This is a genomic window from Oscillospiraceae bacterium (genome assembly GCA_031265355.1).
In the GTDB taxonomy this organism is placed as follows: Bacteria; Bacillota; Clostridia; order Oscillospirales; family UBA929; genus JAIRTA01.
Window position 1 is genome coordinate 32,225 of sequence record JAISCT010000011.1, and the last position, 17,347, is coordinate 49,571.

At 61.0% G+C, this 17,347-nt stretch carries 14 protein-coding genes; 8 read left to right on the forward strand and 6 right to left on the reverse strand.

Features of this window, described 5'->3' with window-relative positions; genetic code table 11:
• Nucleotides 1-22: 22 nt before the first annotated feature.
• From radA to LBK75_01315, 6 genes are all read right to left on the reverse strand, one after another.
• Nucleotides 23-1,384, reverse strand: a complete 1,362-nt coding sequence (radA, locus tag LBK75_01290) for a DNA repair protein RadA (protein MDR1156932.1) — start codon at nucleotides 1,382-1,384, stop codon at nucleotides 23-25.
• Between the two features lie 109 nt (nucleotides 1,385-1,493).
• A complete protein-coding gene (gene buk / locus LBK75_01295; protein ID MDR1156933.1) occupies nucleotides 1,494-2,582 on the reverse strand; it encodes a butyrate kinase in 1,089 nt (362 codons plus the stop codon).
• A 402-nt stretch (nucleotides 2,583-2,984) separates the two neighbouring features.
• Nucleotides 2,985-4,118 (reverse strand): hypothetical protein, encoded by a 1,134-nt coding sequence (locus LBK75_01300; protein ID MDR1156934.1) that lies wholly within the window; start codon nucleotides 4,116-4,118, stop codon nucleotides 2,985-2,987.
• Entirely contained in the window at nucleotides 4,115-4,678 is a 564-nt protein-coding gene (locus LBK75_01305; protein MDR1156935.1) for a sigma-70 family RNA polymerase sigma factor, read from the reverse strand. The genes LBK75_01300 and LBK75_01305 overlap by 4 nt, the downstream gene beginning before the upstream one ends.
• A gap of 103 nt (nucleotides 4,679-4,781) precedes the next feature.
• A complete protein-coding gene (locus LBK75_01310) occupies nucleotides 4,782-5,438 on the reverse strand; it encodes a TetR/AcrR family transcriptional regulator (GenBank protein ID MDR1156936.1) in 657 nt (218 codons plus the stop codon).
• Between the two features lie 94 nt (nucleotides 5,439-5,532).
• Nucleotides 5,533-6,546: a D-2-hydroxyacid dehydrogenase gene (locus tag LBK75_01315; protein MDR1156937.1), complete on the reverse strand. Its 1,014-nt coding sequence runs from the start codon at nucleotides 6,544-6,546 to the stop codon at nucleotides 5,533-5,535.
• Between the two features lie 385 nt (nucleotides 6,547-6,931).
• On the opposite strand from LBK75_01315, the gene LBK75_01320 reads away from it, so the two are divergent.
• The 8 genes from LBK75_01320 (at nucleotide 6,932) to amt (ending at nucleotide 17,258) form a co-directional block, all read left to right on the forward strand.
• Nucleotides 6,932-8,368, forward strand: coding sequence for an MATE family efflux transporter (locus LBK75_01320; GenBank protein MDR1156938.1), 1,437 nt, complete (start codon nucleotides 6,932-6,934; stop codon nucleotides 8,366-8,368).
• A 147-nt stretch (nucleotides 8,369-8,515) separates the two neighbouring features.
• Nucleotides 8,516-9,433 (forward strand): ABC transporter permease, encoded by a 918-nt coding sequence (locus tag LBK75_01325; GenBank protein MDR1156939.1) that lies wholly within the window; start codon nucleotides 8,516-8,518, stop codon nucleotides 9,431-9,433.
• A gap of 12 nt (nucleotides 9,434-9,445) precedes the next feature.
• Complete coding sequence (locus LBK75_01330) at nucleotides 9,446-10,357, forward strand: ABC transporter permease (GenBank protein MDR1156940.1); 912 nt, start codon at nucleotides 9,446-9,448, stop codon at nucleotides 10,355-10,357.
• 15 nt (nucleotides 10,358-10,372) lie between these two features.
• The gene (locus LBK75_01335) at nucleotides 10,373-11,518 is read left to right on the forward strand and encodes an ABC transporter ATP-binding protein (protein ID MDR1156941.1); all 1,146 of its coding nucleotides are present in this window, start codon (nucleotides 10,373-10,375) and stop codon (nucleotides 11,516-11,518) included.
• Entirely contained in the window at nucleotides 11,472-12,521 is a 1,050-nt protein-coding gene (locus LBK75_01340; protein MDR1156942.1) for an ABC transporter ATP-binding protein, read from the forward strand. The genes LBK75_01335 and LBK75_01340 overlap by 47 nt, the downstream gene beginning before the upstream one ends.
• Nucleotides 12,522-12,632: 111 nt before the next feature.
• A complete protein-coding gene (locus LBK75_01345) occupies nucleotides 12,633-14,264 on the forward strand; it encodes a peptide ABC transporter substrate-binding protein (GenBank protein MDR1156943.1) in 1,632 nt (543 codons plus the stop codon).
• A 30-nt stretch (nucleotides 14,265-14,294) separates the two neighbouring features.
• Nucleotides 14,295-15,404, forward strand: a complete 1,110-nt coding sequence (locus LBK75_01350) for an aminotransferase class I/II-fold pyridoxal phosphate-dependent enzyme (GenBank protein ID MDR1156944.1) — start codon at nucleotides 14,295-14,297, stop codon at nucleotides 15,402-15,404.
• A gap of 45 nt (nucleotides 15,405-15,449) precedes the next feature.
• On the forward strand, nucleotides 15,450-17,258 hold the full coding sequence (amt, locus tag LBK75_01355) for an ammonium transporter (GenBank protein MDR1156945.1): 1,809 nt from the start codon (nucleotides 15,450-15,452) through the stop codon (nucleotides 17,256-17,258).
• Nucleotides 17,259-17,347: the final 89 nt, after the last annotated feature.

Consider the following 17,347-nt stretch of genomic DNA (forward strand, 5'->3'; position numbering starts at 1 on the left):
TCTGAGTCAATAAAACCCCCGCTCACAGCGCCGCCTGCAGGGCTTCTTGGATGTGGCGTGCGCGGATGACCTCCAGGCCCTCTGGGGCCTGGAGTTTTTGCGTCCCTTGGCGGGGGATCAAACAGGTGGAAAAACCCAGCCGGGCCACTTCGGCCAACCGTTGGGTCAGCCCGGATACCGCGCGAAGCTCCCCGGCCAGCCCCACTTCGCCGATGGCGCAGAGCCGGCCGTGTACAGGCTTGTCCCGCGTGCTGGAGGCACAGGCCAGCAGGGTGGGAAGATCGGCGGCCGGTTCCCCACAGCTCAGACCCCCGACGACATTGATGTAGGCGTCGCAGTTGCCTGTGAAGAGGCCGGCCCGCTTTTCCAGCACAGCCAGCAGTAGCATGGCTCGATTGTAATCGATACCGCTCACCATGCGCCGGGGTACGCCGAAGCTGGTGGGTGTCACCAGCGCCTGCACCTCGGCCAGCACCGGACGCGTCCCTTCCAGCACGCAGGCCACACAGGAGCCGGAGACGCCGAGGGGCCGTCCCGCCAGCAGGAACTCGGAGGGGTTCGGCACCTCCTCCAGCCCCTCGCGGCCCATCTCGAAGAGACCGATCTCGTTTGTGGATCCGAAACGGTTCTTGGCGGCCCGCAGCACCCGATAGGTCAGCGAACGCTCCCCCTCAAAGTAGAGTACGCAATCTACCATGTGTTCCAGCACCCGAGGGCCCGCAATGGCGCCTTCTTTATTGAGATGCCCAATCACAAACACAGTGATCCCCCGGCCTTTGGCCAGTTCCATGAAGGCCAGCGTGCAGGTCTTGACCTGGCCCACATTGCCGGGCGCCGCGGAAAGATCTCCCGTGTGCATCGTCTGAATGGAATCCACGATCAAGATGTCGGGCGCCAGCGCATCCACCGCGCCGAGCAGCGCGTCCAGCTCCGTCTCGGCCAACACAAAAAGACGTCCGTTGTCACAGACGCCCAGACGGTCGGCCCGGAGCTTGATCTGGCTCGCCGACTCCTCCCCCGAGACATAGAGTACTTTGAAACTGCGCGACAGACAGTCACAGATCTGTAGCAGCAGCGTCGACTTTCCGACGCCCGGCTCGCCGCCCACCAGAACCAACGATCCCGCCACGGCGCCACCGCCGAGGACACGGTCGAGTTCCCCCAGCCCGGTGGAAAAACGCGCCTCCCCAACGAGTGACAACGCACCCAGCGGGTACGCGGCCGGCACACGTGTCGGCGTGCCGGCGCGCGCCGCTGTCGGCCGCGCCACTTCCTTCGGCTGTTCCGTCAGCGTGTTCCAGGCCCCGCAGGCGGGGCATTGTCCATTCCATTTAGAAAACTCATTGCCGCAGTCGGTGCAAAAAAATGCCGTCTTCGCCTTCATCCGCCCCGCCGTCTCCTCTAATTTTCCTATATTTACCAATAATGATATCTATTCACTCCATAGTCTCTCCATAGTCTCCGCTATGGTTTCCGGTTGCGTCTGGGCGGCGTCAATCGAGGAAGAACTGCCGGGCCTCATAGTCCACGGCGGCCTCCTGCCCACGCAGCACACGCAATACGCCGCTGGACAACGCCAGGGTCTCGTCCTCGCCGGGGAAGACATAGACGGGCGCCAGCTTGTCCACGCGTTGTTTGATGGCACCGGTGAAGCGATTGGAGTGCGCCAGCCCGCCGGTGAGGATGACAGCATCCACCACGGCCTCCAGTGCCATGGCCATGGCGCCGATCTCTTTGGAGACCTGGTAGGCCATCGAATCCATCACAAGCGCCGCGAATTCGTCGCCGTCATTGATCATTTTTTGGACTTTTTGTAGGTCATTTGTCCCGAGATAAGCGCGCATGCCACTATTTTTGATGACTTTGTCGACCATCTCCGTCTCTGTATACTCGCCGGAATAGCACAGACGGATCAGCGGCACGGCGGGGATATGTCCCGCCCGTTCAGGTGTGAAAGGTCCCTCGCCGGAGATGGCGTCGTTGACGTCGATCACGCGCCCATACCGGTGCGCGCCCACCGTGATGCCGCCCCCGAGGTGCGCCACCACGAAACGGCAATTTTCGTAAGGTTTTCCGAGCTGGCTCGCCAGCCGCCGGGCGATGGCTTTTTGGTTCAGCGCGTGAAAGATGCTGGCGCGCTCGATGCCCGGCATGCCGGTGAGCTTCGCATGGCGGTCCATCTCGTCCACAACAATGGGATCGACGACGTAGGCGGGGCGCCCGAGCGTCTCGGCGATCTCGCCGGCAATGACCGCGCCGAGGGCCGAGGCGTGCACGGCCGCCGCCGCGTACTGTAGGTCGCGCAGCATGGCCGCACCAATCCGATAGACGCCGCTCTCGATGGGTTTCAGCAACCCGCCACGGCCCGCGACCGCGTCCACCGTGTGCAGGCCGACGCCGGCCTCCCGGAGTGCCCGCGTGACGCAGTCCTTCCGCAGGTCCTTCTGGTCGAGGATGGAACCGCACCGAGCCAACGCATCCCGATCGTGCCGGACAGTATGGATCAAGATGGGCGACTCGTCGTCATAGACGGCAAACTTTGTTGAAGTGGAGCCGGGGTTGACAGTGAGGATGCGAAACACGCCTTCCGGCTTGTCGGGCACGGCCGCAACGGGGACAACCTCCTCCGCCTCGTCGGCGGACGCCTTGATCTCCCGTCTGCGAACCACTTTGCGGCCGCCCAGCGTCATGCTCGCACTGAGGACGCAGTCCAAATTCAGCAGGTGCTCCATGACCTGCGCAAGTTTCGTGTGAGTGCCCTCGATCGAGATCTCCATGTGCGAGATATTCAGCTGTTCCGTCTCGTCCACGAACAGACGCTTGATGTTCCAGCCCTCATGGCGGATATGCCCCGCCACCCGGTCCAAAACACCGGGCACGTTGAGCACCGACAGCTCCACCTCTTCGATCTCACGCCGCATCCTATGCACCTCCCGTATATTCGGGCGTTTGTGTATCCAGTATAGTATCCCGAAACGGGAAAGTCAAGGCGAGGGAGGCTGTGAATCCGCCTCGAATGCGTCAACGCCATACTGGTGCTTACCTTCAAAAGCATACTCCTTGATTTCGCGGATGGCTGCGTTCATCTCATCCAGAGTCATACCAGCAACTGGTGCGAACACGTTGTGCTCTCCGTCAGCAGGCGTGATTTTGCCGTCTGCGCCGACTTTCGCCGTGAAGTTTGGAGCGTCTTCCTCATACCAAGAGCCGTTTGGCTCTATAAACGCAATTGTCGCGCCCGCCGTGTCAATATAGTACCCCTGCAAAATATACTCAGCGAAGCGGGATACCAATATCGGGTGTTTGTAGAGGTAGGTGACGTCCTTGTACAGATACGCCGTTTCAATGCCGTCATACTTGTTCAGCGCCGGGGACAGGGAGTGAGAGTGAAGCAGTCCCTTGTCGTCAACCTCAAAGAGACAGTCCAAGTCGCCGTAGACGTTCCAGTTTTCGGCACTCTCAAACTTAACGAGCGGAAGAACGTACACGCCGCCCACACGGAGCAGGTTGGTTTGTTCATCGTTGGTACAACCGCCGTAAAGTTGCTGCTCAATCGTAAAGGTTTCGCTTGGACTGTCGCCAAACATAAACTCGACAGATGGCAGAGAGCAAGTCGCGATTTGCCCGTCTTTTGTTGCCTTTACGCTGTCCGCACGGACAACCGCGAACGCCGCCATTGTGTCTTGCGAATCATTGTGAAAGAAGGCCCGCATTAGATAGCGCAATTCGTTTGTCACAAGGCGATCTGCCGCTACGCCGCCGCCTTCGTCCCAAGTGTAATCGCCTGTGGGCAGCCCCTTAATGCTGTCGATGGTAACGTAATTGGGGGCGCCCTCCAACGCGCCGCCGATAATCTCGCCGCTGTCTGCGCCGCCTGTATTCGTGCCGCCAGCGACATACCCAGGCGTGCCGCTCTCGCCGCTATTTTGCGGAAACACCACGCCGCGCAAAGCGAACGCGCTCACGGCAAGTGCCAGACACGCCGCCGCGGGCATAGCCCATTTTGGCCACGGCGCGAATGTCATGACGCGCGCCGATTGTCCTTTGGCGGCGTCAGCGTCCTCAATGTATTTGTCGTCAATGCCGCCGATGGCGTTATATAAGTCTCCGCTGTTCATACGATAATGCCCTCGCTTTCCAGGTGAATTTTCAGGTTCTTCCGCATCCGAAAGAGTATTGATTTGGCTTTGCTTACAGACGTTCCAAAGTCGGCGGCGATTTCCGCCAGGCTGTCTGTATGCCAGTAACGGCGCACAAACAGCCGTCTGTTCACGTCAGACTGCGCAGCAAGAAAGCGATTGAGAACCTCGGTCATGCTTTCCACTTCAATCTGCCGCTCCACGCTCGAACCGTCGTCAGACAGCACTTCTTCCAGTTCCGACAGCACAACGTCAAACTGGCCGCCGCCGCGCTTCTCCGCTTGACGCTTTTCCCAAACGTGCAGAGCCAGATTACGCGTTATCTTGCCAAGAAATGCCGACAGCTTATTGGGGCGTTCGGGAGGGATGGCATTCCAAGCGCGGGCGTAGGTATCGTTGACGCACTCGTCCGCGTCCTCGTTGTTCGCGAGGATGTTCATCGCAATTTTGTGGCAGTACCTGCCGTAGACCGCCGCCGTTTCGCCAATCGCCGTCTCCGACCGCTCCCAATACAGAGCTATGATCTGCTCATCGCTCACGCTGCTCATCCTTCCCGCCCGCCATTGAAAGACCTTTCACCCATATAGACCGAAAAATTCACCGCAGGTTGCGCGGGTGTTGAAAATAATTTTATAAATGCGATTACGACGTCTTCACCATCACGGGGGTGAAGTTGTCCGCGACGGCGATGTAATAGCGTTTCAGCAGATCGACAAAGAAGGCGGAGCGGGCGATGTCTTCACCGAGAAAGTGGAGCTGCTGCTGCAAATAGTAGTGCAGACACGCCTCTGTGGGGATCGCCTGCTCGGGGGGGCAGCCGGTCACGTAGCCGACGATTGCCGGTTTGATGGCCGCGATGGAGGTGCAGGCCAAGATCACGTAGGCGTCTGGGGACGTCCCTTTGGCCAGTGCGTACTTCATCAGGACCTCGGCGATGATGCCCTCGATGCGCGTGCGGACCGCCGACTCTCCGGAGATCTCGCAATAAAAGCGGCCGTAGGGCCTGCTCTTTAGGCAGAGATAGAGCTCCAGCGCGCTGGAAAACAGAAACATGTCCGCCGTGTCCGGCCGCAGGTCGGAGACGTCGATGAGGCTGTCGAAACCGTCGCGCACTTTGCGGTAGACGATCTGTGCCATCTCGGCCTTGCTGTTGAAATAGTATTTCATGAGACCCAGGTTGGTGTTGGCCCGTTCGAAGATTTGGCGGACCGTCGTCGCCTGATAGCCGACCTCATAGAAGAGCTCGGTGGCGGCGCAGATGATGCTGCCTCGGGTCTCGACGCCCTTGCTGTATCGCACCGGATCACTCCTTGTTGAAGCGTGCGCGGCGCCTTCGCGCGCACTGTGTGAAAGATTGCACTTGCCGCCGCGCGGGCAGGCGGGCGGTGGGTCGTCAAAACGTCCCGTCCACGACGCTGACAGGCCGGTCCGCGAGATAGGCCTTGAAGTTGTCGATCGCCAGTGAGACCTGACGCATCCGCGAGGTCTTTGGCAGCCAGGCAATGTGCCCGGTGACGAGGACATTGGGGAAGGTCAGCAGCTCGTTTGGCCCGGCGGGCGGTTCCTCGCAGAGCACATCCAGCCCCGCGCCCCCCACCTTGCCGCTCTTCAGGGCCTCAATGAGATCCGGCTCGCAGATCAGTTGTCCGCGGGCGGTGTTCAACAGCAGTACGCCGTCGCGCATTGCGGCAAAGGCCGCCCGGTTCAACATACCGCGGGTCTGCGCTGTCAGCGGGACGTGGACGGAGAGAACGTCCACCCGCGCGTACAGTTCCGCGAGCGACACTTGCTCGATATCCTGAAACACGGATCCCTCCTGTACGTAGAGGGAGTGGGAAATTACTCTCATGCCGAAGCCCTGCGCAATGCGCGCGGCGCATAGGCCGATCTTGCCCAGACCGAGGATGCCGAAGGTCTTGCCGTGCAGTTCGATCCGCGGGGTCAGCGAGTACATGTATTTCGGCGCGTCCGGTTCCCACCAGCGTGTGTTTTTCACATAGTCGCTGTGCAGTTCCACACGGTGACAGAGAGCAAGCAGCAGCGCAAAGGCATATTCGGCGATTGTTGTGTCGCCGTAGGCGGTGTTTGTGATCGTGACGCCGCGCCGGCGCGCCATCTCAAAGTCGATCTCGCCGTACCCATGCGCCAGCGTGGCGACGTAGCGGAGCTTCGGATGGCGCGCGAAAAAGTCTTCGTTCAAATACTCCGCTTGGATCCACACGCCGAAGAGCGCCTCCGTGTCCGCCGGAACACGCTCGCTCATCTCCCGCCCGGTGGGACGGCGGTCGTAGGGGAGAAACGAAAATTCCACGCCGTCAATCGCAGAGAGTTTTTGCCACTCAACTGTTAGTTCCTCCGGTGTGATGTCGACGCTGGTAGATTTTGACAACAAAATCACAGCTTTCACACGCCTCACTCCTTTTTCTATTTTCTATGTTCTCTATTTTTTCATCATATTCATCATAGACTTCCAGAGGAAATTTGTCAATAAAATTATACATGTATAAAAATAAATGTGCTCCTAAGGAAGAAAAAATGAAATATAAAATTGAAAATCATGCATAAATTATCATATAAGTTGAAAAAATCGGAAATAAATGCCCTTAAAATGAAATTTTCTGTGTGAGTAATTTTATTTTTAAAAAATATCTTGACAAATAAAATTATATGTGTTTAACTTATAAGTGTTTTCAAAGACGAGGACCGGCCTGGGAAGAGGCCCTGTGCCCCCGTGGAAACGTGGACCCGGTGTCTCCCGCATCGAGGGGCCGGCCGCGGGGAGGGGGAGGTCCATGACATCGGAAGAGAGAACACGGCGGTTGGGCAGCGCACGCCTCATTCCCCTGATCCTGGCGATGTCCGCGCCGGCCATCTGCGGCAACCTAAGCAACGCGCTCTACAGCATCATCTCCCGCGCGTTTTTGGGAAAATTTGTAAGCCGTGCCGCATTGGGGGCCATCGGGCTGATCTTTCCGCTCAACAATCTGATAGCGGCGCTCTCCGTCATGGTCACGATCGGCGGCGCCGCGCTGATCTCCCTCTCGCTGGGGGCGGGGGACCGCAAGCGGGCCGACGCCGCCTTTACCAATATTTTGACCTTCTCCGCCGCCGCCTCGGCCGCAATTTCGCTCATATATTTTCTGTTTGCCGAGCAGCTTGTGCATCTCTGCGGGGCGGACGAGACCAGCGCCCTGTTCGTGCCGGCGGTGCAGTACCTTCGGATCTCCGCGTTCGGACATATCTTTCAAGTGGTGAACCAGACCGCGGCCTCCGCCATCCGGGCGGAGGGGAATACGCTCTACTCCATGGTCGTCTCCGTGCTGGGGAACTTTGTCAATGTGGGGCTCGGTGCGCTGTTCATTGTCCTTTTCGGGTGGGGTGTGCGGGGTGCGGCCCTCGCGACGCTGTTCTCACAGTGTATCGGCGCCGTGTGCAGCCTCTCCTATTTTGTCCGCAAAAAGAGCGTCGTGCGCTGGTGCGGCCTGCAGGCGCTGGCGTGGCGGCCAGTTGGGCGGGTGCTCTCGATGGGGCTTGCGCCAGCCATCTTCCAGGGGCTCAGCTTCTTCACAAACCTGCTCATCAACAACGCGCTGATGCGTCACGCCCCGGCGGTGCTGGGCGCTGGAGGCGGCGATTTGGCCATTGCCGCGGTGTCCGTCATCGCCACGGCGGAAAACGTCGCGCTGATGATCATCATGGGGATGAACAACGGTATCTCCTCCATCATCGGTTATAACTACGGGGCGAAAAATTATCCCAGGGTGCGCAGGACATCCCTTGTGGGTCAGGCGCTGGCCAGCGCGGCCGCGGCGGCGGTTTGGGCGCTGATGATGTTCGCGCCCTCGCTGCTGTTTTCTCTGTTTAGCAGCAGCGGCGACGTCGCCATTTTGGCTTACGGCGCGATGGCTGTTCGCAAGAGTAAGCTGTTTATGCTGTTTGTAGGATTTCAAACCCTTTCCTCCATGTACTATTCGGCCATTGGAAAGCCCCGTGTCGCCACTTTCATCTCCATCTGCCGCAACGGGCTGTTTCTCATCCCCGCGCTGTTGGTGCTCCCCCAGTTCTTTGGGCTGGACGGCGTCCTCTACAGCACGGCGGTGTCGGACGTGTGCTCTGTGGCGGTGGTGGGTGTCATCTACCTGGCGGGCATGCGGGACCTGCGCCGAAAGGCGCGCGGGCTGCCGGAGGATTCGCAGGCGCCCGCCGCCGCCAAGCAGATGGGCATGTGAGGCCCTGCGGCGCAAAACCGAGGAAAGACCACGGCGCGCGGCGCCAGGCATATCGAGAATATTGACGTCAGCAATGGAGCTGAAGCGCTTGCGCTTCGGCTTTTTTTGTTAGAGACGCCCTTTTGAGGCAGGAACGGGGGGACGGCGATGGTCAGGTATATTATAAAGAGGTGTTTTATCGGGGTGGTGACGCTGTTTGTGCTCATCACGGTGACGTTCTTCCTGACGCGGTTGATGCCCGGCAATCCCTTTGAGGGAGACAACGTCAGTACGGCGACGCTGGAGAAGTTCGCAGAGGAGTACGGACTGAATCTCCCGATCCATCGGCAGTACGTCCGCTATGTCGGCAAACTCCTACAGGGAGACCTCGGGACCTCGTTCAAAAAGCCCGGCGTCTCCATCGTTTCACTCATCGCCAAGGGGGCGCCCGCCACGATGTCGCTCGGGCTGACCGCCTATGTGTCGGCGATGTTTCTCGGGATCATCATCGGCGTCTGGGAGGCGGTCAGCAAGCAGGAGATGGTCAGGAGCGTGCTGATGTCGCTCTCGACGCTCGGCATCAGCGTGCCGAATTTCATCTTCGCCATCCTCATGATGCTGGTCTTCGGCGTGTGGCTACGGTGGTTTCCCACGCTGGGGCTCGACACGCCGAGACATTATGTGATGCCGGTGGTGACATTGGCGGTGTACCCCGTCGCCCAAATCTCCCGCCTGGTACACGCGAGCTTTACCGAGGCCATGCGCATGGACTACGTGACCATGGCGAAAGCAAAGGGGCTGCGACAGTCCACCGTCCTCTTCAAGCACATCTTGAAAAACGCGCTGATTCCGGTGGTCACGAACTCAGGCCCGTTGATCGCCTTCCTGATGACGGGCAGCTTTGTGGTGGAGAGCATCTTCACGATCCCCGGCATTGGGCAGGAGTTTGTCAATTCTGTCTCCAACCGGGACTACACGGTGATCATGGGTCTGACGATCTTCGTCGGCGCGCTGATCATCCTTTGCAATCTCGTGTGCGACGTGATCTGTCCGCTAATGGATCCGCGCATCAAGATCACCCGATAGGGGGCGGCTGATGTGGATCTGAAAACACTGTTTCTGCCGCTGGATGTGTCGCGGAAGAACGACGAATTCATTGCCATGGAGAGCAAGTCCTTCGCGAAGGACGTCTGGCAGCGTTTCTGCCGCAACCGGCGCGCCCTGTTCGGGTTTGTGCTGCTGAGCTGTATCGTGCTCCTCGCCGTCTTCGGCGCCATGGCAAGTCCCTACACCTACGACGGACAGGACACCGCCATCCGCAACCTCCCGCCGCACGTACAGCACTGGTTCGGAACGGACAAATTCGGCCGGGACATCTTTACCCGGGTACTCTACGGTGTGCGGATGAGCCTGCTCATCGGGTTTGTCTCCACTGCCGTCAACTTTCTGGTCGGGCTGGTGTACGGCGGCGTCGCCGGCTACTGCGGCGGATACGCGGATATGCTGATGATGCGTGTGTGCGACATCCTCCACGCCATTCCGGCCATGCTCTACATCATCCTCATCATGCTGATCTTCGGGTCCCATGTCGGGAGCATCTTGATAGGCATCTGTCTCTCGGGGTGGGTGGGCGTCGCGCGGATCGTCCGCGCCCAGGTGCTGTCGCTGAAGGAGCGAGAGTATGCGCTGGCCGCCTATGTCCTCGGGAGCAGCCGGCGGCGGATTTTTTTCAAGCACCTGTTGGCCAATTCGATGGGCGCTCTCCTCGTCACCGTCACGCTGATGATCCCCCAGGCGATCTTTATGGAGGCGTTTTTGAGCTTTATCGGCATCGGTATCTCGGCCCCAATGGCCAGCCTCGGCACGCTCGCGCAGGATGCGAAGACGTATTTTCAAGTGTACCCCACGCAGATCCTCTTTCCGATCGGAATGATCTGCCTGATCATCTTTTCGCTGAGTTTCATCAGCAAGGGCCTGGAGGAGGCGTTCGACCCCAGAAACAGGCGATAGTAGGGAGGAACTCGATTGAAACTGCTTGAAGTCCGGCATATGACGGTTGCGTTTAAGACGCAGCAGGGTGTCGTGCGGGCGGTCCGCGGCATCGACTTCTCGGTGGAGCGTGGCGAGATCCTCGGAATCGTGGGGGAGTCCGGCTCCGGCAAGAGCGTAACCATGCTCTCGCTCATGGGCCTGCTGGCCGACAACGGCCGCCTGCTCTCGGGAGAGATCATCTTCGATGGGGAGGACATCTCCCCGCCGCCCCGGGCGATCGGACAGGCGGGCCTCTCCCTATGGGACAGGGTGCGCGGCGCGCTTGTGCACCGACGGGCGTGGCGCATACACCGCGAACGGATGCGCACGCTCCGCGGACGCGAAGCGGCCATGATCTTTCAGGACCCGATGACGTACTTAAACCCCGTGTTGAGGATCGGCACACAGATGACCGAGGGCCTCCGGCTCCATAAAAAATGCAGCCGGCGCAAGGCGTACGAGACGGCGCTGTCTCTGCTGCGGCAGGTGGGGATCAACAGCCCGGAACAGCGCATGCGGCAGTATCCGTTTGAACTCTCGGGCGGTATGCGGCAGCGGATCATCGTGGCCATTGCACTCTCGTGTGGGCCGAAGCTCCTCATCGCCGACGAGCCGACGACCGCGCTGGACGTTACCGTCCAGGCCCAACTGCTGGATCTGATCCGGACCATGACCCGGGAGAGCCGCACCTCCGTCGTCATGATCACCCACGACCTCGGCATCGTCGCCACGATGTGCGACCGGATCGCGATCATGTATGCCGGCGAGATCGTGGAGGAGGGGCGTACGGACGAGATCTTTTACGCGCCGATGCACCCCTACACCGTGGGACTGCTCGGCAGCATCGCGAACACGGAGCGCAGCGTCCGGCAGGCGCTGGCGCCGATCCCGGGTACACCGCCCGACTTGCTGCATCTCACCGGCGGGTGTGCCTTCGCGCCGCGCTGTGCGGACGCGATGAACATCTGTCTGGCCTACCGACCGGAACCTGCGGAGCGGAGCCGGACCCAGTGCTGCCGGTGCTGGAAATACTGCAAGGGCGCCGCACAGGAGATCATTGGGCGGCAGACGCGGCAGAGGGGAGGTGGGGCGGATGACGACGCCGATTTTGGAGGTGGCGCATCTCTGCAAGTACTTTAACGCGGGGCATGCCGCGTCCGGGGAGACAAAAAAACTGAAAGCGGTGGAAGACGTCTCCTTTGCCATCGCGCCGGGCGAGACGATGGGGCTGGTCGGCGAGAGCGGGTGCGGGAAGAGTACGCTGGGCCGGACGATCGTCCGCATCCACGACCCGACCGCGGGCCGCATTCTCTACAAGGGAGAGGACATCACCCAGCGAAAGAACAAACACCTGCTGCCGGTGCGCCGGAGCATGCAGATGATCTTTCAGGACCCGTACGCCAGTCTGGACCCCCGCTGTACGGTGGGCGACATTTTGGCGGAACCGATGGAGATCCACCGCCTGTACACAAAGCGGGAGCGGGCGGCGCGGGTGCAGGCGTTGCTGGAGACGGTCGGGCTGAAACCGGATCACATCCGCCGGTACCCGCATGAATTTTCCGGCGGCCAGCGGCAGCGGATCAGCATCGCGCGGACATTGGCCCTCGACCCGGAGTTCATCGTGTGCGACGAGCCGATCTCCGCGCTGGACGTGTCGATCCAGGCCCAGATCATCAACCTGTTGGAGCGCATCCAGGACAAACGGGGTCTCTCGTATCTCTTCATTGCCCATGACCTCGGCATGGTCCGGCACATCAGCCACAAGATCGGCGTGATGTACCTGGGACACATGATGGAGTACGGACAGACAGCCGACGTGTACGACAACCCATACCACCCTTACACGAAGGCGCTGCTCTCCGCCGTGCCTGTGCCGGACCCAAAGACGGCGCGCGCCAAACAGCGTATCGTGCTCAAAGGCGAGGTGTTCACGCCGATCGACCCGCCGGCCTGCTGCCTGTTTGCGACCCGATGTCCGCACGTCATGGCGCGCTGCCGGCGCATCGACCCGCCGGTGTGCCATGTGGCGGGCCGGCGCGTGGCCTGCCACCTTTACACGCCGGATTTTCTGGCGCTGCGCCGCAACGGAGAGAATCCGATCTTCACGGACCCGCTGGGCTGGCGGGCGGATATCCCGGTCTGACCCGGCTGTCGGCGGCGCTTTGCGCCGCGAAACATAAAAAGCGTGAAAAGTGTAGAAGGCCGCCGTGCGGGTTCGTCCGCCCGGCGTGCCCAGGGGAAAGGATGGTAACACATGAAAACGATGAAAACGATGGGTCTGCTGCTGATGAGCGCCGCACTGGTTCTGACCGCGGCCGCCTGCGGGGCCGGAGCCGGTCCGGAGGGCGCGGAGACGCGAAGCGGTGTTCTGAAAAAGAGCATCACGATGAAGGGCGGCGCGATGGAGGGTTCCCTTGACCCGGCCGGCGTCGCGATCTCCTCCTATGTCGAGTACGCGAAACTTTGTATCGACCCGCTCGTCTCCTTCGACAGCCAGGGCACGCTGATCTACGAGGCCACCGAAAGCCACACGGTGAACGAGGACCAGACGATCTGGACCTTCCGGCTGCGCGCGGACGGCAAGTGGAGCGACGGTTCTCCGGTGGTGGCGGCCGATTTTCTCAACACGATCCGGCGCTGTCTCGCGCCGGACGGCCAGTCCATCTATGCGGACCAGCTCTATGTGATCCGGGGCGCGCAGGAGGCGCATGAGGACCCGGCCCTTCTCGACAGTATCGGCGTGTCCGTGCCAGATGAATACACACTGGAGTTCACGCTGAAACAGCCCTGCGCGTACTTTCTCAAACTCCTGACGCTGCCGGTGTTCGCGCCGTCGAAGGAGGGGCTCGCGATGAACAGCGATCCCGCCTGGTACACAAACCCGGCCACCAGTCTCGGAAATGGCGCGTTTTACATGACGGAGTATGTACAGGACGAGCGGTATGTACTCGCGAAGAACCCGCATTACCACAGCGCCGATCGGGTGAAGATTGACGAGGTCGTCGTGCGTACGATCACCGACAGCACGGCGGCGGTCGCCGCCTACAAGTCCGGTGAGGTGGACGTAGCCTCCGGCTTGCCGGCGTATATTCTGGACGAGTACAAAGAAAAGGAGGATCTGTACATCTGGAACATGCAGACGACGAAGTTCATTTTGCCGAACCTAAACGTAGCGCCGCTGGACGACGTCCGTGTGCGGCAAGCCATCGCGCTCGGGATCGACCGGGCCTCGGTCTGTGCGGCGGTGGGCAGCGACTATATCCCCACCACTTCGTTTGTGGCCAAGTCGATGATCTCAAACGCCTCCGACAAGCCGTTCAGCGAGGAGAAGGCGCCACTGTTTACCGAGGACGTCGCACTGGCCCGGCAGCTACTTGCCGAGGCCGGTTATCCGGGTGGAGAGGGCTTCCCGACGCTCACTTACAGCTATCCGAACACCGAGACGGACTCCGACCTTGCCCAGGCGATCCAAGCCCAGCTCAAGGACAACCTCGGCGTCAATCTTGAATTGAACGGCATGGAGATGCAAGTCTTTTCCTCCGAGCGCCGCGCGGGGAATTTCACGCTCAGCCGCCACAGCTGGACGGCGGACTACACCGACCCAATCAACTACCTGTCTCTGTATACCTCCTACTCGGGCAACAACGACAACGGCGTGAACGACGCCGAGTTTGACCGCCTGGTCGAGGCGTCCAACCTCGCGATGGAGCCTGCCGCACGAAATGAACTGCTGCACGAGGCCGAGGCGCGGCTGGTGGCGAACCAGTTCTATGTGATCCCCGTCAACACACAGATCTACGTCGGCCTCCGCAACCCGAAGATCACGGGCGTCACCGTGAACGACCGGGGCGAGGGGATGTACCGTTTTGCGGATCTTCTGCCCTGAGCGGATGGATTGTGGAAAGGAGTGTGCGCGATGATTGAGCGGTTGATCAAACCGGGCATCCGGCAGATTCCGCCCTACATCCCGGGGGACACCGATGAGAGCGCCCGCCGGTACCAGGTACAGGAGATTTTCAAACTGGCCTCCAACGAAAACCAGCTCGGCGCTTCGCCGAAGGCGCTGGAGGCGATACGTGCGGCGATCCCATCCGCCCACATCTATCCGGATCCCTTCTGTGCGGGGCTGCGTGCGAAAATCGGCCAGGCCTTCGGCTTCGCAGACCCGGCCGACCATGTGACGATCTCCGTCGGTGCCAGCGGGGCCATTGCGCTGCTGGGAGAGATCTTCATCGGCGCGGGCGACGAAGTCGTCTACTGCGAACCCACATTCGGCGCATACGCCGGGGCAGTTCGGCGCAATTTCGGCACGCCGGCGGTCCGGCCGCTCACAGCCGGCGGAGCCTTTGACCTGGCCGCCATGCGGGCGGCGGTCACGGACAGGACAAAGATGATCTTTCTCTGCAACCCCAACAACCCGACGGGAGGCGCGGTGGACCCGGCCGCGCTCCGGGCGTTTATCCACAGTCTGCCCGACCATGTGGTGCTGGTGGTGGACGAGGCGTACATCGAGTTTGCCGACGACCCGGCGGCCAGCGTGGTGTCCGAGATCGCGGAGGACATCAACCTCGTGGTTCTGCGCACGTTTTCGAAACTGTACGGCCTGGCGGGGATGCGGATCGGTTACACGCTCACAAACCGGGAGATCCACGGCGTGCTGCAGCGGAGCACCAGTGTCTTCGTCGCCGGCCGGCTGGCCTTGGCGGCGGCCGACGCGGCGCTCTCCGACACGGATTTTACGGCGGAGAGCGTCCGGGTCGTCCAGGCGGGGCGGCGCTTTCTGACGGAGGCGCTGACGGCGATGGGCTGCCGGGTGTACCCGTCCCAGGCCAATTTCCTGTATGTGGACACGGGATACAACCCCGCGGCGCTGGCGGCGGCCTGTAAGGAGCGCGGCCTTATCATTCGGGGCAACTTTGCCTGTACCCGCATCACCGTGGGCACGCCGTACCAAAACGGACGCGTGGTGGAGATTCTGCGGGATGTCATGGCGTCCGGCGCGGCGGGCGAGGCTTTTGACACTTGAACCATGGATGATTCAAGATCATGTGTGACGTGGGAGGGGAGACGTATGACGCAATCGATTACGGAGAGTCTGGCGAGCACGGCGCAGGGGATCAACATCCTCTGGACGCTGGTCGCGGCCGCGCTGGTGTTTTTTATGCAGGCGGGGTTTGCGATGGTGGAGACCGGATTTACGCGCGCCAAAAACGCCGGCAACATCATCATGAAGAACCTGATGGATTTTGCCTGCGGGACGCCCGTGTTTTGGTGCGTGGGGTTTGGGCTCATGTTTGGCGGCGGCGGCGCGCTCGTCGGCGGGCTGGATCTGTTCACTGGCGCGGCGGCGGCGGCGGACCAGTATGACTACACGACACTGATATTTCAGACCGTCTTCTGCGCGACGGCGGCGACCATTGTCTCAGGCGCCATGGCGGAGCGGACGCGGTTTCGCGCCTATCTGCTCTATTCCGTTGCCATCAGTGCGCTGGTCTATCCGGTTTCCGGACACTGGATCTGGGGTGGCGGCTGGCTCTCCGGGCTGGGATTCCACGATTTCGCGGGCTCCACGGCGGTCCACATGGTGGGCGGCGTCGCCTCTCTGGTCGGCGCAAAGATGCTCGGCGCGCGCATCGGAAAGTACGGCCGGGACGGAAAGTCCCGCGCGATCCCGGGTCACAGCCTGACGCTCGGCGCGCTGGGGGTGTTCATCCTCTGGTTCTGTTGGTTCGGGTTTAACGGCGGTTCGACGACCGCCATGCTCACGGACGCGGGCGGCGGTGTCCTCGGCCATGCCGCCGCGCTGCTGGCCTCGAAGGTCTTTGTCACGACCAACCTGGCCGCAGCCGTCGCGGCCGTCGCCGCGATGGCGGTCACATGGATCAAGTACAAGCGGCCCGACGTTTCGATGACATTGAACGGCGCACTGGCCGGGCTTGTCGCCATCACCGCCGGCTGCGACGTCGTGAATCCGTGGGCGGCAGCGGTCATCGGTCTTACGGCGGGCGCGTTCATTGTGCCGTCGATCGAGTGGATCGACAAAGTGCTGAAGACGGACGACCCGGTGGGCGCCATCGGTGTACACGGCGTTTGCGGCGCCCTGGGCACGATGCTGACCGGTTTGCTGATCTCCGACGCCGATCTCGCCGCGCTGAACGCCGGCCGTCTGCGCGAGGGCGCGGCCGCGCTGTCGCGCGCGGGTTTTCTCGGCGTACAGGTGCTGGGTGTGGCGGCGGTGGCTCTCTGGGTGGGCGCAGCGATGACGGTGATCTTCTTTTTGATCAAAAAGACCGTCGGTCTCCGGGTTACCACCGAGGCGGAGGTGTTGGGCCTTGACATGGCCGAGCACGGGCTGGCCAGCAGCTACGCTGACTTCCTGGCCTCGCCGGAGGCCCTGGAACCCACCCCCCGCGCGCCCGGCGCCATGGACGAGGGGACGGCGCCACCGGCGCCGGCATCGTCCGTGCCGGTGGCGCAGGCGATACCGGTGGTGCACCGGAAGCACCCGATGCCCCACACGGAGATCAAATTTACCAAAGTTGACATCGTGACGAAACCGCAACAGTTGGAGCCGCTGAAGGTGGCGATGAACGAGGTGGGTATCACCGGCATGACGGTCACGAACGTGATGGGCTTCGGGATGCAAAAGGGCAACCAGGCGTATTACCGCGGCGTGGAGATGGATGTGAATTTCCTACCCAAGATCAAACTGGAAATCGTGGTCTGCAAAGTGCCGGTCCAAACCGTGATCGAGACTGCCAAGACGGTCCTCTACACCGGCCGAATCGGAGACGGGAAGATCTTTGTATACGACGTGGAGAACGTGGTCAAAGTCCGCACCGGCGAAGAGGGCTACGACGCACTCCAGGATGTGGAGTGAGAGCGGTATACAGGCAGACGCGCCGTTCACCGCTTGACATCTGCTATAAATGCGAGTATAATGCTTTTTGAGAAGATATAATATAAAAT

Excerpts from the sequence above, each read along its gene's own strand:
- LBK75_01350 (MDR1156944.1), top strand. The coding sequence starts at position 14,295 with ATGATTGAGCGGTTGATCAAACCGGGCATCCGGCAGATTCCGCCCTAC.
- radA (MDR1156932.1), bottom strand. The coding sequence starts at position 1,384 with ATGAAGGCGAAGACGGCATTTTTTTGCACCGACTGCGGCAATGAGTTT.
- LBK75_01325 (MDR1156939.1), top strand. The coding sequence starts at position 8,516 with ATGGTCAGGTATATTATAAAGAGGTGTTTTATCGGGGTGGTGACGCTG.
- LBK75_01345 (MDR1156943.1), top strand. The coding sequence starts at position 12,633 with ATGAAAACGATGAAAACGATGGGTCTGCTGCTGATGAGCGCCGCACTG.
- amt (MDR1156945.1), top strand. The coding sequence starts at position 15,450 with ATGACGCAATCGATTACGGAGAGTCTGGCGAGCACGGCGCAGGGGATC.
- LBK75_01320 (MDR1156938.1), top strand. The coding sequence starts at position 6,932 with ATGACATCGGAAGAGAGAACACGGCGGTTGGGCAGCGCACGCCTCATT.
- LBK75_01340 (MDR1156942.1), top strand. The coding sequence starts at position 11,472 with ATGACGACGCCGATTTTGGAGGTGGCGCATCTCTGCAAGTACTTTAAC.
- LBK75_01300 (MDR1156934.1), bottom strand. The coding sequence starts at position 4,118 with ATGAACAGCGGAGACTTATATAACGCCATCGGCGGCATTGACGACAAA.